Here is a 12,908-nt window from a genome sequence, read left to right on the forward strand (position 1 = left end):
CCTAGAGCTGGCCCGCGATGGGCAGGAGACCGAAGAGCCGGGCCTGGAACATGCTCCAGCCGGAGGCGCGCGGTTCGTCCAGATAGCGCAGGGTGGTTCCGTCCTCGCGCTGCGCGGTCCAGGTGATGTCGCCGCTGTCGTCCAGCGACAGCCGGTAGGCCCTGGCCGGCAGCCCTTTGGCATAGGACTCGACAACCCTGGAGGTCAGTTCGGGCGCATCCATGAGAATGCCCATCTCGGTGTTGATGCGGACCGAGCGCGGATCCCAGTTGACCGACCCGATGAAGAGGTAGCGCCGGTCGATGGCGAAGGCCTTGGTATGCAGACCCGATCTCGACAGGCCGAGCTGACGCAGCGACCGGTCCTGGCGTTCCCTGTCGGGCCGCAGTTCCCAGAGTTCGACCCCGGCGTCCAGCAGCGCCTTGCGCGACTTCGCGTAGTGCCCGTAGACGGGAACCACGTCGGTGGAATCCAGCGAATTGGTCAGGATCGACACCTGGACGCCTTTGTCCTGCAACCCGGTCAGAAAGGCTTCGCCGCCCGCGCGCGGCACGAAATAGGCGGATGACACGAATAGGTCGCGCGTCGCGTTCAGAAGGTAGGGGCGCATCTGGGACGCGACGATGGGCAGGTTGTCGAGATCGCCGGCCGCCTTTTCCGGCGGGTCGGCGATAACCTTCCAGGGAGTCCAGGCCAGCGACAGGCGGCCGGCTTTCATCCGGGACCTGAATTCGTCGGTCAGGGCCTGCCCGTATCCGGTTTCGGCCGCCTGGGCGACGAGACCTTCCAGGGTCCGGCGCGCGCCGCCTGCGACGGCGTCCGCATCCGCCGGACCGATCACCACCGATGCCGGAACCGCGTATTCGCTGTTCCAGTAGTCGTCGAAAGCGGCGGAAATTTCTCTGGCGACCGGTCCCGCCCCGAACACGTCGAGATCGTCGTAGTTGCTTTCGTCATTGGCCGAGAAATATTCCGCCCCGATGTTGCGTCCGCCGACGATGGTGATCTGGTTGTCGAAGGTCATCGACTTGTTGTGCATCCGCCGGTTGATCCGCTGGAAATCGAACAGGGCGTTGAGCGCCCGCCCGCGCTGCCGCCAGAACGGGTTGAACAGGCGGATCTCGATGTTCGGATGGCTGTCCAGAGCCGCCGTCATCGCATCGTAGCCAGAGGTGTCCATGTCGTCGATCAGCAGCCGGACCCGCACACCACGATCGGCCGCCTTGAGGAGTTCCCAGGCGAAGACGTGGCCGGCCACATCGTCATGGACCAGGTAATATTGCGCGTCGATGGTCTTTTCCGCGCGTTCGGCCAGGACCAGCCGCGCGGCGAGCGCCTCCAGCCCGTCCGGCAGCAGGTAGAAGCCCGACCGGCCATCGTCCGGATTGCCAAGCCTGCGGGACAGATCGGCCAGATAGGTCGTGTCCGTCTCCGTCGCCGCCCGCGAAACGGGCCGGTCGTAATCCTGCGGAATGTCGTCGCATCCGATCAGCCCGGCGAGCACCAGGGCGGCGAGGAGCAGGGCGAACAGAAGTTTCAGAGCTGTCATGCGGGCGGTCCGGGTCGAAGTGGCGATGGTCTGGGCGGCGGATGCCGCAGGAATACGAAACCCGGGGCTTCCGGACAATCCCCGACCTCGAATGGCCCCGGATTCAGTGGGCCGGCTGCATCGCCAGCCTGGCCTGGCCCAGCCTCGGGTGCAGCCTGCGGGCGATCCCATAGGCCAGGAACATCGCCAGGCCGCCGCTGGCGAAAATGCCGGCCACCGGCGCGACCGAAAGCACCAGCCAGGCCAGGCCCGGCGTCGCGATGCCGGAGACATCGCGGTAGCTGGAGTAGATCGCCGACATCTCGGTGCGTTCGGACGGTTTCACCGCCATGAGGAAGGGCAGCCCGGCGCAGACGTCGAGCACGATCAGGAAGAACGATCCGATCATCAGGACGAGCACGGCGAGAACCGGCAGGCCGGATACGGCGGTCGCGAGGCAGAACATGGTCCCGGCGACGGCAAAGCCGGTCCGGACCGCGCTGCGCAGCGGCCGGCGCTGCATCCATTTCAGGATCAGCGGCGCGGCGAACAGGCTGGCGTTGGTGATCGACAGGACGATCCCGCCCAGCTGGCCGCTCAGCCCGCTCTGGACCGCGAAGATCGGCAGGTAGACGATATAGACCCACCAGCCGCAGGACCGGATCACCGCGAAGAGCCAGCCCGCGACGAGCCGAGGCTGGGCGAAGAACCGCGGCAGGAAGGCCAGCGGGTTGGGCGGCGCCCGCCGCGCCCGGCTGATCAGCTTGCCGTTGCCCAGCCGCATGAACCAGAACACCGTCAGCATCACCAGCGCCGCGCCGCCGGAAATCAGGAAGGGCGCCGGGGGCCACCAGTGCATCAGAGCGACTCCGGCCACCGGACCCGCCGTCCAGCCGGCGGCGCTGTAGAACATCCGCGATGTCTCGCAGCGCCCCAGTTCGATCCGCGCGATATAGTCAAGGACATAGGCGTTGAAACAGACGAAGGTCGTGACCGTGGCGACGGTGTTGAGCGCCAGCGCCGCGACGACTCCGGCGGCGCTGCCTTCGATCGCCAGGGCCGCGCCGGCGACGTAGAACAGGACCCCGGTGCTGTAGACCCGGCGGCGCGGGACGAAGCGGATCAGGAAAGGCACCATCAGCCCGACGGCGAGCGACAGCACCCCGACGCCGAAATACAGCGCCGACACCACCTGCGCATCCGCCACCGCCCGATATAGGATCAGCGGAAACACCGAAATCAGGATGCCGCGCACCACCGCTTCCAGCCCGGCGAGGGTCGCGAAGCCGCGAATGCTCGGGGCCGGCGCGTGGCGCAGCCATTCGGGAATGCGTTTTTCATGCATCTGGAACCTGTCCGCGGTGGAGGGCTGGTGTTGCCTCGCAGGCTGCCAAGCCCGCCCTGCCGCGTCGCCTTCAAATACGACGCGGCCGCCGCCTGAAACCGACCGGCGAGGAATCGCGCACCGGGCGCAACGGGTCAGGTCCTGCGCAGGCGGGCTTCGCGCAGGGCCAGAATCAGGGCGCCGGCGATGATGATCGCAGCGCCCAGGGCTGTGATCCGGTCGGGCACGACCCCGAAGGCGGCGTAGTCATAAAACGCCGCCAGGATAAGGGTGGCATAGCTGAACGGCGCGACGAAACTGGCGTCGGCCCGCGCCATCGCGTTCACGAACAGGAACTGCGCGCAGGCCATCAGGCCGCCAAGACCGGCCAGCGCTAACCACTGCATCGGCGTCGGCGGGTGCCAGACGGCGAGCACCGCCAGCGTCGCGATGCAAAGGCCGATCGCGTTGTTGATCAGCAGGATCTGGAACACCGGTTCGCGCCCGGACAGTTTCTTGATGAAGATCAGTTCCATTCCCATCGCCAGCGCCGCCCCCAGCGCCAGCAGCGCCGCCGGCTGGAAACTCGCCGGGGTCGGGCGCAGCAGGACCAGCGCGCCGGTGAGCGCGATCGCCGCCGCGCCCCAGCGCACCGGACCGACCCTTTCGCCCAGAAACGGGATCGCCAGCATCATCGCGAAGACCGGGTTGAGAAAGCTGATCGCCGTGGCGTCGGCCAGCGGGATGAAGGCGACCGAGGCGAACATCAGCGTCACGCCGGACCAGCCGAACACGGTGCGCCCCAGATGCAGCCGCCAGCGCGGCGCCCGGATCTGCGGGCGGAGGACCGAGGCCACGCTCAGCAGCGCGGCGAAGGCGAACAGGAACCGCCCGTGGCTGATCTGCAGCGGGCTGAGCGGCGGCCCCAGCGCGTCGGTGCCCAGGGCTTTGGCCAACAGGGTCGTCTCCGCGATGAACGCGGTCGCCAGCAGGATCAGACCGGCGGCCAGGGCGGGGTTATCGGCCTTTGCAACGAACATGGCGCTGCCTTGACGCCAATCGCGCGGCCAGGCAAGCCCCAATCCGGTCGGAGCAGAAGGCCGCGTCCTGTTCCGGCGGGCGGAAACATGCTATGGTCGCGTCGCTTCGCCCAAACCCCGGCCTCCCCGCCGAAAGGAGGGCAAACCCATGATCATGCGAATCTTCCAGGTCACGACCCGACCGGGCAAGGAAGAAGCGTTCAGCCGGTTCTTTCACGACACGGCGATTCCGCTGATGCGGGCCACCGATGGCATCGAGACCGTCCTGCCGGGCCGTGCCCGCCCCGACAGCCCGCGCGACTTCAGCTTTGTCATGGTCTGGCGTGATCTCGACGCGCTCAGGGCCTTTGTCGGCGACGACATCGCCAGCCCGCATGTCGACCCGGTCGAGGCGGAACTGGTGGAAAGCCGGACCATCCGCCATTACGACCTGGTCGAGGGCTGACCGGCCCCGAACCGCCGCCCGGCATCCGGTATCATGTGCCTGCAATGCCGCCCTGCGGGAAGGGCCGGATAGCGCAGGGCAAACGTCTGCCGCAGCGCCAGTCCCGCATCGCGGCTATCGCGCCGCTGCGGTGGCGTAGCGCAGGGTGCCATCCTCCAGGTCCGCCGCGGGCAGGGTATGCCGGTCGTCGAAATAGTCCTGCGTCATCACCCAGGGCTGCCGATCCCCCTGTTTCGGCATCAGGTCCAGCCCGCGCAGGATGTAGCCGGCGTTGAAATCCTCCGGATCGATCCAGGGCCGCGCCTGCATCCCCCGGTCCCGGTCGCGCAGGGCGGGGGTGGCCGAGGCCATTCCGGCGGCCTGCATGTGCTCCAGCAGGCGGCAGACATAGGCCGACACGAGATCCGCCCGCAGGGTCCAGCTCGACCGCAGGTAGCCGAATACCATGGCCAGGTTGGGCACGCCGCTCAGCATGATGCCGCGATGAGTCCAGCATTGCGCCGGATTTACGGCCGCGCCATCCACCGTGAGCGCCACGTCGCCGAGGATATTCAGCGTCAGCCCGGTCGCGGTCACGATGATGTCCGCCGCCAGTTCGTCTCCGGAGCGCAGCAGGATGCCGCCCCGCGTGAACCGTTCGATCCGGTCCGTGACCACCGAGGCCGCGCCGGTCCGGATCGCTACGAACAGGTCGCCATCCGGAATCATCGCCACCCGTTGCCGCCATGGCCGGTAGGCGGGGGTGAAATGGGTTTCGATATCGGCGGACTCGCCGAGATAGGCGCGCGCCGCGCCGATCAGCTCTGTCGCAACGGCGTCCGGCTCCTCGCGGGACCGCCGCGCCATGGTCTCGGATTCCAGCAGGAACTTGCGGCGCATGATCTCGTGATACCAGTCCTGCGGCAGGTCCAGCGCCTTCAGCGTCTCGTTGAACGGGTCCGACATCGGGCGCGGAAAATAATAGGTCGGCGACCGTTGCAGCATCGTGACATGGGCCGCGGTTTTCGCCAGCGCCGGAATCAGCGTTGCCGCCGTCGCCCCGGAGCCGATGACCACGATGCGCTTGCCCGAATAGTCGAGGTCGGCAGGCCATGCCTGCGGGTGGATGATGGGCCCGGCGAAGTCCTCCATCCCGGCCCAGCCGGGGCTGTAGCCTTCGCAATGGCGGTAGTAGCCGGAACACATCCAGAGAAACCGGCAGGTCATCGTGACGTCCTGATTGCCGTGCCGCACCGTGACGGTCCAGATCTGCGCCGCGCTGTCCCAGGCCGCGGCCCTGACCGCATGGCCGAAGCGGATATGCCGCCGCAGATCGTTTTCATCCAGCGCCGCGTTCAGGTAGCCCAGGATTTCCCCGGCACTCGCGATCGGCCTGCCCGTCCAGGGTTTCCAGCTGAACCCGAAGGTGAACAGGTCGCTGTCGGACCGGATGCCCGGAAAGACGTGGGTCGCCCAGGTTCCGCCGATCTCTTGCTTGCCGTCCAGCAGCGCGAAGCTGTGGTTTGGCAGACGCCGCGACAGGTGCCAGGCCGCGTCGATCCCGGAAATGCCCGCGCCGACGATCAGCACGTCGACAGCGGGCGCGGCGGCGGGCGGCTGGGTCATCGGGCGGGCCTTTCGGGACTGGGTCCGCCCATCATCGCCGCAATCCGCGCCGGCGCAACCCCGGAAGGGGCGGCCGGGTCTCATGCGTCGCCACGCAGTTTCGGCTTTTGTTTTGCCGCGGCCTGTTCTAGAAGCGGCGCATGAACACACGGACGCATATCCCGTCTTGCCGACGCCGACGCCCCAGCGCGTAACGCCGTTCCCGTTCCCGCGTGGCCATCCGCCGCGCGGTCCCCGCCTTCTCGATAACTCCCGATAACCGTTGACGTCACCGCCCGTTGTGAGGCACTCACAGGGCTTCATGTCTGACAAAGGATGTTCCGATGATCCCGTCCGTTCTGCCGACCTACAATCGCGCGCCCCTGACCTTCGTCAAGGGCGAAGGCTCCTGGCTGGTCGAGGCCGACGGGCGACGCTTTCTCGACCTCGGCGCGGGGATCGCGGTCAATGCGCTGGGACATGCGCATCCGGCGCTGGTGGCGGCGCTCACCGGGCAGGCGCAACAGCTCTGGCATGTCTCGAACCTCTACCGGATCCCGCAACAGGAAATGCTGGCCGACAAGCTGGTCGCCGCCACCTTCGCCGACACGGTGTTCTTCACCAACTCGGGCACCGAAGCCTGCGAACTCGCGGTCAAGATGGCGCGCAAGTACTGGCATGACCGAAACCGGCCCGAACGCACCGACATCATCACCTTCGAAGGCTCGTTCCATGGCCGCTCCTCGGCCGGGATCGCGGCCGCCGGATCGGAGAAGATGACCAAGGGCTTCGGCCCGCTGCTGCCGGGCTTCATCCACCTGCTCTGGGGCGATCACGACGCGCTCCGGGCCGCGATCACCGACACGGTGGGCGCGATCCTGATCGAACCGGTCCAGGGCGAAGGCGGTATCCGCCCGCTGCCCGACCAGTGCCTCAAGGGCCTGCGCGATCTCTGCGACGAACACGGGCTGCTGCTGATCCTGGACGAGGTGCAATGCGGCATGGGGCGCACCGGCAGGCTCTTCGCCCATGAATGGGCCGGAGTTGAGCCGGACATCATGATGGTCGCCAAAGGTATCGGCGGCGGCTTCCCCCTGGGGGCGGTTCTCGCCACCGAACAGGCCGCGTCCGGCATGACCGCCGGCACCCACGGATCGACCTATGGCGGCAACCCGCTGGCCTGCGCCGTCGGAGCGGCGGTCATGGATATCGTCGCGACGCCGGAATTCCTGTCCGAGGTCAACCGCAGGGCCGGGCAGTTGCGCCAGGGACTGGAAAGCCTCGTCGCCTCCCATCCTTCGGTGTTCGAGGCGGTCCGTGGCAGCGGCCTGATGCTGGGCCTGAAATGCAAACCGGCCAACCTGGACGTGGTCGCCGCCGCCTACGACGCGCTGCTGATCACGGTTCCGGCCGCCGACAACGTGATCCGGCTGCTGCCGCCGCTCACCCTCACGGAGGACGAGGTCGCCGAGGCGCTGCGCCGGCTCGACGCGGCGGCCCGCAGCCTGGCTCCTGCCTGATCTTCACCTTTGGAAAATACTCCGGGGGTCCGGGGGCAGAGCCCCCGGTCCGACCCCAGAAAAAGCGACACGCACATGAACCACTTTCTGGATATCCACAAGACCGATCCCGCTGACCTGCGGGCGATGATCGACCATGCCGGGCGGATGAAGCAGGCCCGTCTCGGCCGCCCCAAGGCCAGCCCGGACGACGACCAGCCGCTCGCCGGGCGGATGGTGGCGCTGATCTTCGAAAAACCCTCGACCCGGACACGGGTCTCATTCGACGTCGGCGTGCGCCAGATGGGCGGCGAGACCATGGTCCTGTCGGGCAGCGACATGCAACTGGGGCATGGCGAGACCATCGCCGACACCGCCCGCGTGCTCAGCCGCTATGTCGACATGATCATGATCCGCACCTTCGATGAAACCGTGCTGACCGAAATGGCCGAATATGCCGACGTGCCGGTGATCAACGGGCTGACCGACCGCACCCACCCCTGCCAGATCATGGCCGACGTGATGACCTACGAGGAACACCGCGGCCCGATCGCGGGCAGGAAGGTGGTCTGGACCGGCGACGGCAACAATGTCTGCGCCTCCTTCCTGCACGCCGCCGGGCAGTTCGGGTTCGACCTCACCTTCACCGGCCCCGCGCAGCTCGATCCGGAAGATGAATTCGTCGGGTTCGCGCGGCAACAGGGCAGCACCATCGTCATCGAACGCGATGCCCAGAGGGCGGTGCAGGAGGCCGATCTGGTGGTCGCCGACACATGGGTCTCGATGCACGACGCCCAGTCCGCCCGCGAACGCCGCCACAACATGCTGCGCCCATACCAGGTCAACGCCGCGCTGATGGCCCAGGCCAAGCCGGACGCGCTGTTCATGCACTGCCTGCCGGCCCACCGCGAAGAGGAAGTCACCTCGGAAGTCATGGACGGGCCGCATTCGGTGATCTGGGACGAGGCCGAAAACCGCCTGCACGCGCAGAAAGCCATCATGCGCTGGTGTCTCGGGGTCTAGGCCGCGCCGGCGCGGCCGGTTGCGCCGGGTGTGTCAGACGACCACGGCGTTCAGCAGCAGGAAGATCAGGGCGGACATCAGCGCCGCCGCCGGAACCGTGATCACCCAGGCTGCTACGATGGTCATGAAATGGGACCGGCGCACCAGCTTGCGGCGGCGGCGTTCCTCGGGAGCGAGCCGCTTGACCGTCGGGTTCAGCGCCATGTCCCGCAGGCGGCGCTCCATGTGCCATTCGCGGTAAAAGCCGACGCCGAAGACACCGCCGACCGCGATATGGGTCGAACTGACCGGCAGGCCCAGCCAGCTCGCCAGGATCACGGTGATCGCCGCGGACAGGGCGACGCAGAAGGCGCGCATCGGGTTCAGCTTGGTGATCTGGCTGCCGACCATCCGGATCAGCTTGGGGCCGAAGAGGAACAGGCCGAAGGAAATGCCGAAGGCGCCGATCACCATCACCCAGGTGGGGATCGCGACGCTGGCGGCGAAATCGCCGAATTCCGCAGCATGGACGATCGCCGCCAGCGGGCCGACCGCATTGGCCACGTCATTCGCCCCGTGCGCGAAACTGAGCAGGGCCGCCGAGAACACCAGCGGCAGGCCGAACAGCGCCTTGAGCGACTTGTTGCGGTTCTCCATGCCCTCGGACTGCCTGTGGATCATCGGCCGCGTGACGACCCAGACGGCCAGCCCGAGCACGAGGCCGATGATCAGGGCCGTGCCCGGATCGATGTGAATGACCCGCTTCAGCCCCTTGAGCGCCAGGTAGGAGGAAAACGCCCCGGCCATGACGCCCACCAGGATCGGAACCCATCGCCGGGCCGCCGCGATCTTGTCCTCCTGATAGATGATCTTGACCTTGATCAGCGCCAGAAAGGCGGCGGCCACCGCGCCGCCGAGGATCGGAGAAATCACCCAGCTCGCCGCGATCGCGCTCATGGTCGGCCAGTTGACCGCGCCGAATCCGGCGGCGGCGATGCCTGCCCCCATGACGCCGCCGACGACGGAATGGGTCGTCGATACCGGCGCGCCGATCCAGGTCGCCAGGTTGACCCAGAGCGCCGAGGAAATCAGCGCCGCCATCATCGCCCAGATGAAGGTCTGGGCATTCTGAACGCCCGCCGGGTCGATGATGCCCTTGGAAATCGTCGATACCACGTCACCGCCGGCCAGCAGGGCGCCGGCGCTTTCGCAGATCGCCGCGATCAGGATCGCCCCGCCCATGCTGAGCGCCTTGGCGCCGACCGCGGGGCCCATGTTGTTGGCGACGTCGTTGGCGCCGATGTTGATCGCCATATAGGCGCCGAAGGCGGCCGCGAAGGTGACGACGAGGCTGATCGGCGTCTGGCCGAACAGCACGGCGCCCGCCAGCGCCGCGATCACGATGAACGCCATGGCGATGCCGGTGGCGACCATCGGCCGCGCGACATAGGCTGTGGCGTATTCGACCTGGCTGATCCGGTTCAGGTCGGTGTCCAGCGTCTTCCACTGGTTTCCGATAGGTGCGTTCGACATGCTTCCGGTCAGCGCCCAGGTTCAAATTCGGTTCGCCGCCGCATCTACGCGGTCGGCGGCGAAGGTGCAACCAGACTGTTGCGGAGCGCGGCCGGACCGACGGTCACAAATGGCGCAGGATTTCTTTCAGCTCGGGTTCCTCCACCATGTTGGCGGCATCTTCCGGCGCGACCCATTTGCGCGCGCGTTCGCCGGCTTCGGGATAGTCCTGTTCGAGTTCGATCACCCGCGTCAGGTAGACCTGCGTTTCCACGACCGCTTCGCCGCCGCTATCCAGGCCCTTGGTGTAATCGTATTGCCCGACCGCCCGCGGTTCGATCTCCGCGGTCCTGACCCCGGCTTCCTCCCAGGCTTCCCGGAGCGCCGCTTGCGGTCCGTCCAGCCCGTCGATCGGCCATCCCTTGGGCAGTATCCAGCGGCCGGTGTCCCGGCTGGTGATCAAGAGCACGTCGCGACCGTTTTCGCTTTGCCGGTAACACAGGGCCGCGACCTGGACCCGCTTGGGACGTTGCAGAATGGGAAGGACCAGTTCGGTCCAGGCTTTTGAAATCTTATTGGTCATTTTGTCAGTAGCCTGCTGAAGTGTTATTATTTTGTTTATAACCCAATATAGACCATTGGATCGGGAAAGCCAAATCCGGTCGCGCGGCGCGGGCACGGTTGACCTTGCGCCCGGTTGCACGGCTCGCCATGCTGGGACAGCGGCGATGGAAAGGGGCGCGTCATGCAGGCAGCGCAGATCGGGGTATTCGGGCTGGGCACGATGGGCCGTGCGCTGGCGCTCAACCTGGCCGATCACGGCGTCACCGTCACCATCGGAAATCGCGAAACCGACTGGATCGCGGATGTGCTGGACAGCGCCGGACCCCTCGCCGGCCGCCTGCGCCCGGCTTTCGACCTCGGGACTCTCGTGGCCGGTCTGGCGCGGCCCCGGACCATTCTCTGCATGATCCCGTCCGGCGCACCGATGGACGACATGATCGCGCGTCTTGTGCCGCTTCTCGAACCGGGCGATATCCTGATCGACGGCGGGAACGCGGATTTCCATGCCACCCGCACCCGGTGCGCCGCCTTGCGGGACGAAGGGTTGCATTATGTGGGCATGGGCGTCTCCGGCGGCGCGGAGGGCGCCCGGCACGGCCCCTCGCTGATGGTCGGCTGTGGCCCCGAAGCCTGGACGCATCTGCGCCCCGTGCTGACGGCGATCGCGGCGCGATATCACGGGGACCCCTGCGTCGCCCTTGTCGGACCCGATGGCGCCGGCCATTTCGTCAAGACTGTCCACAACGGCATCGAATACGCCGACATGCAGATGATCGCCGAGATCTACGGCATCCTGCGCGACGGCGCAGGCTGGCCGGCCGGGCGGATCGGCGAGCTGTTCCGGGCCTGGGAAACCGGGCCGCTGGCCTCTTTCCTCGTCGAGACCGCCGCCAGGGCCCTGTCCGCGACGGATCGCGACACCGGCCTGCCGATGGTGGACGTGATCGCCGATGCCGCCGGCCAGAAAGGCACGGGCCGCTGGACGGTGATCGAGGCGCTGAAACTGGGGCAGTCGGCCAGCACCATTGAGGCGGCGGTGGGCGCGCGCGCCTGGTCCGCCGGCCGGGCGGCGCGGCAGCAGGCGGAAACGGTGCTGGCGCCGGCCGCGCAGGACACGGTTCTGCCCGCGCCCGACCAGTTGGCGCAGGCGCTTCTCGCCGGCCGCATCCTGTCGCACGCGCAGGGGTTTCAGGTCATGGAGGCCGCTTCGGACGCGTTCGGCTGGGCGCTGGACACCGCCCGGATCGCCGAAATCTGGCGCGCCGGCTGCATCATCCGGTCGGCCTTGCTGGGCGATCTTGCCGCGGCGCTGCGCGACGGGCCGCGGGGCCAGCCGCCGATCCTCTCCCCGGTGCTGCGGCCGCGATTGGCCCGCGGCGTTCCCGCCCTGCGCAGGGTCGTCGCCGCGGCCGCCCTGGCCGGACTGCCGGTGCCGTCGCTCTCGGCGGCCCTGGCCTGGTATGACAGCCTGCGGCGGGGCCGCGGAACTGCGAACCTCATCCAGGCGCAGCGCGACATCTTCGGCGCGCACGGGTTCGAACGGCTGGACAGGCCGGGCCTCCATCACGGCGACTGGTCCGAAGCGGCCACCACAGGAAAGGACGAACAGACATGAAAACCGCACTCGTGACCGGGGCCGCGCGCGGCATCGGGCTGGCCACCGCCCGGCGTCTTCTGGACACCGGCTGGCAGGTGGCGATGCTGGATCGCGACGAACCCGCGCTGCGCGCCGCCGCCGAAGACCTGGACGGCGCCAGCGTCATCGTCGCGGATGTCTCCGATCCGGACCAGGTGGCGCGACTCCCGGAGCTGATCGCCGCCGATTTCGAACGGCTGGACGGGCTGGTCAACAATGCGGGCGTGGCCGATTTCGGACCGATCCGGGACACCACGTTCGAGCGGTGGCGGACGGTCATGGCCACCAACCTGGACGGACCCTTCCTGATGACCCAGGCGCTGACCGGCTTGCTGGCAGTGCGCGGCGGCGCGGTCGTCAACATCACGTCGATCTCAGGGCTGCGCGCCAGCACGCTGCGCGTCGCCTATGGCACCTCCAAGGCGGGTCTGGCGCAGCTGACCCTGCAACAGGCGGTGGAACTCGGCGAACTCGGCATCCGCGTCAACGCGGTGGCGCCGGGTCCGGTGGACACGAAACTGGCGCTGGCCGTGCATACGCCGGACATCCGCGCCGCCTATCACGACGCCATTCCGCTCAACCGTTATGGCACCGAAGACGAGATCGCCGCCGCCATCGTGTTCCTGCTTGGGGAGGACGCGAGTTTCATCACCGGCCAGGTCCTGGCCGCCGATGGCGGGTTCGAGGCGACAGGCATCGGCCTGCCCAGCCTGCGCCTCTAGCTGGGCTCCGTGTGACTTGGGGCTCCGCCCCAAACCCCGGAGTATTTCCGGC

Annotated in this window: 11 protein-coding genes; 5 read left to right on the forward strand and 6 right to left on the reverse strand. The window is 67.7% G+C overall.

Annotated features, from left to right (window positions below; genetic code table 11):
• Nucleotide 1: 1 nt before the first annotated feature.
• The 3 genes from QO034_RS04310 to QO034_RS04320 form a co-directional block, all read right to left on the reverse strand.
• The gene (locus QO034_RS04310) at nucleotides 2-1,549 is read right to left on the reverse strand and encodes a phospholipase D family protein (RefSeq protein WP_284484268.1); all 1,548 of its coding nucleotides are present in this window, start codon (nucleotides 1,547-1,549) and stop codon (nucleotides 2-4) included.
• Between the two features lie 103 nt (nucleotides 1,550-1,652).
• Nucleotides 1,653-2,873: an MFS transporter gene (locus tag QO034_RS04315; RefSeq protein ID WP_284484269.1), complete on the reverse strand. Its 1,221-nt coding sequence runs from the start codon at nucleotides 2,871-2,873 to the stop codon at nucleotides 1,653-1,655.
• Nucleotides 2,874-3,007: 134 nt separating this feature from the next.
• A complete protein-coding gene (locus QO034_RS04320) occupies nucleotides 3,008-3,892 on the reverse strand; it encodes a DMT family transporter (protein ID WP_284484270.1) in 885 nt (294 codons plus the stop codon).
• 148 nt (nucleotides 3,893-4,040) lie between these two features.
• Here QO034_RS04320 and QO034_RS04325 point away from each other — a divergent pair, with 148 nt between their 5' ends.
• Nucleotides 4,041-4,337 carry a putative quinol monooxygenase gene (locus tag QO034_RS04325; protein WP_284484271.1) on the forward strand — a complete coding sequence of 99 codons (297 nt, stop codon included), beginning with the start codon at nucleotides 4,041-4,043 and terminating at the stop codon, nucleotides 4,335-4,337.
• 114 nt (nucleotides 4,338-4,451) lie between these two features.
• On the opposite strand, the gene QO034_RS04330 is transcribed toward QO034_RS04325, so the two are convergent.
• A complete protein-coding gene (locus QO034_RS04330; protein WP_284484272.1) occupies nucleotides 4,452-5,942 on the reverse strand; it encodes a flavin-containing monooxygenase in 1,491 nt (496 codons plus the stop codon).
• Nucleotides 5,943-6,265: 323 nt separating this feature from the next.
• Between QO034_RS04330 and QO034_RS04335 the strand changes: the two genes are divergently transcribed.
• Nucleotides 6,266-7,441: an aspartate aminotransferase family protein gene (locus tag QO034_RS04335; protein WP_284484273.1), complete on the forward strand. Its 1,176-nt coding sequence runs from the start codon at nucleotides 6,266-6,268 to the stop codon at nucleotides 7,439-7,441.
• A 75-nt stretch (nucleotides 7,442-7,516) separates the two neighbouring features.
• Nucleotides 7,517-8,443: an ornithine carbamoyltransferase gene (gene argF, locus QO034_RS04340; protein ID WP_284484274.1), complete on the forward strand. Its 927-nt coding sequence runs from the start codon at nucleotides 7,517-7,519 to the stop codon at nucleotides 8,441-8,443.
• 33 nt (nucleotides 8,444-8,476) lie between these two features.
• Here argF and QO034_RS04345 read toward each other — a convergent pair whose 3' ends face one another.
• Both QO034_RS04345 and QO034_RS04350 read right to left on the reverse strand, forming a co-directional pair.
• Nucleotides 8,477-9,955 (reverse strand): inorganic phosphate transporter, encoded by a 1,479-nt coding sequence (locus tag QO034_RS04345; protein WP_284484275.1) that lies wholly within the window; start codon nucleotides 9,953-9,955, stop codon nucleotides 8,477-8,479.
• Nucleotides 9,956-10,058: 103 nt separating this feature from the next.
• Nucleotides 10,059-10,517, reverse strand: a complete 459-nt coding sequence (locus QO034_RS04350) for an NUDIX hydrolase (protein WP_284484276.1) — start codon at nucleotides 10,515-10,517, stop codon at nucleotides 10,059-10,061.
• Nucleotides 10,518-10,679: 162 nt separating this feature from the next.
• Between QO034_RS04350 and gndA the strand changes: the two genes are divergently transcribed.
• On the forward strand, nucleotides 10,680-12,113 hold the full coding sequence (gndA, locus tag QO034_RS04355) for an NADP-dependent phosphogluconate dehydrogenase (RefSeq protein ID WP_284484277.1): 1,434 nt from the start codon (nucleotides 10,680-10,682) through the stop codon (nucleotides 12,111-12,113).
• Nucleotides 12,110-12,856: an SDR family NAD(P)-dependent oxidoreductase gene (locus QO034_RS04360; RefSeq protein WP_284484278.1), complete on the forward strand. Its 747-nt coding sequence runs from the start codon at nucleotides 12,110-12,112 to the stop codon at nucleotides 12,854-12,856. Before gndA ends, QO034_RS04360 begins: the two co-directional genes overlap by 4 nt.
• The last annotated feature ends 52 nt before the right edge of the window (nucleotides 12,857-12,908 follow it).

Source organism: Sedimentitalea xiamensis, from assembly GCF_030164465.1.
GTDB classification, from domain to species: Bacteria; Pseudomonadota; Alphaproteobacteria; order Rhodobacterales; family Rhodobacteraceae; genus Sedimentitalea; species Sedimentitalea xiamensis.

Bases quoted from the DNA above. Each gene is read 5' to 3' on its own strand.
- QO034_RS04320 (WP_284484270.1), bottom strand. From the start codon at position 3,892: ATGTTCGTTGCAAAGGCCGATAACCCCGCCCTGGCCGCCGGTCTGATC.
- QO034_RS04360 (WP_284484278.1), top strand. From the start codon at position 12,110: ATGAAAACCGCACTCGTGACCGGGGCCGCGCGCGGCATCGGGCTGGCC.
- argF (WP_284484274.1), top strand. From the start codon at position 7,517: ATGAACCACTTTCTGGATATCCACAAGACCGATCCCGCTGACCTGCGG.
- QO034_RS04345 (WP_284484275.1), bottom strand. From the start codon at position 9,955: ATGTCGAACGCACCTATCGGAAACCAGTGGAAGACGCTGGACACCGAC.
- gndA (WP_284484277.1), top strand. From the start codon at position 10,680: ATGCAGGCAGCGCAGATCGGGGTATTCGGGCTGGGCACGATGGGCCGT.
- QO034_RS04310 (WP_284484268.1), bottom strand. From the start codon at position 1,549: ATGACAGCTCTGAAACTTCTGTTCGCCCTGCTCCTCGCCGCCCTGGTG.
- QO034_RS04330 (WP_284484272.1), bottom strand. From the start codon at position 5,942: ATGACCCAGCCGCCCGCCGCCGCGCCCGCTGTCGACGTGCTGATCGTC.
- QO034_RS04325 (WP_284484271.1), top strand. From the start codon at position 4,041: ATGATCATGCGAATCTTCCAGGTCACGACCCGACCGGGCAAGGAAGAA.
- QO034_RS04315 (WP_284484269.1), bottom strand. From the start codon at position 2,873: ATGCATGAAAAACGCATTCCCGAATGGCTGCGCCACGCGCCGGCCCCG.
- QO034_RS04350 (WP_284484276.1), bottom strand. From the start codon at position 10,517: ATGACCAATAAGATTTCAAAAGCCTGGACCGAACTGGTCCTTCCCATT.
- QO034_RS04335 (WP_284484273.1), top strand. From the start codon at position 6,266: ATGATCCCGTCCGTTCTGCCGACCTACAATCGCGCGCCCCTGACCTTC.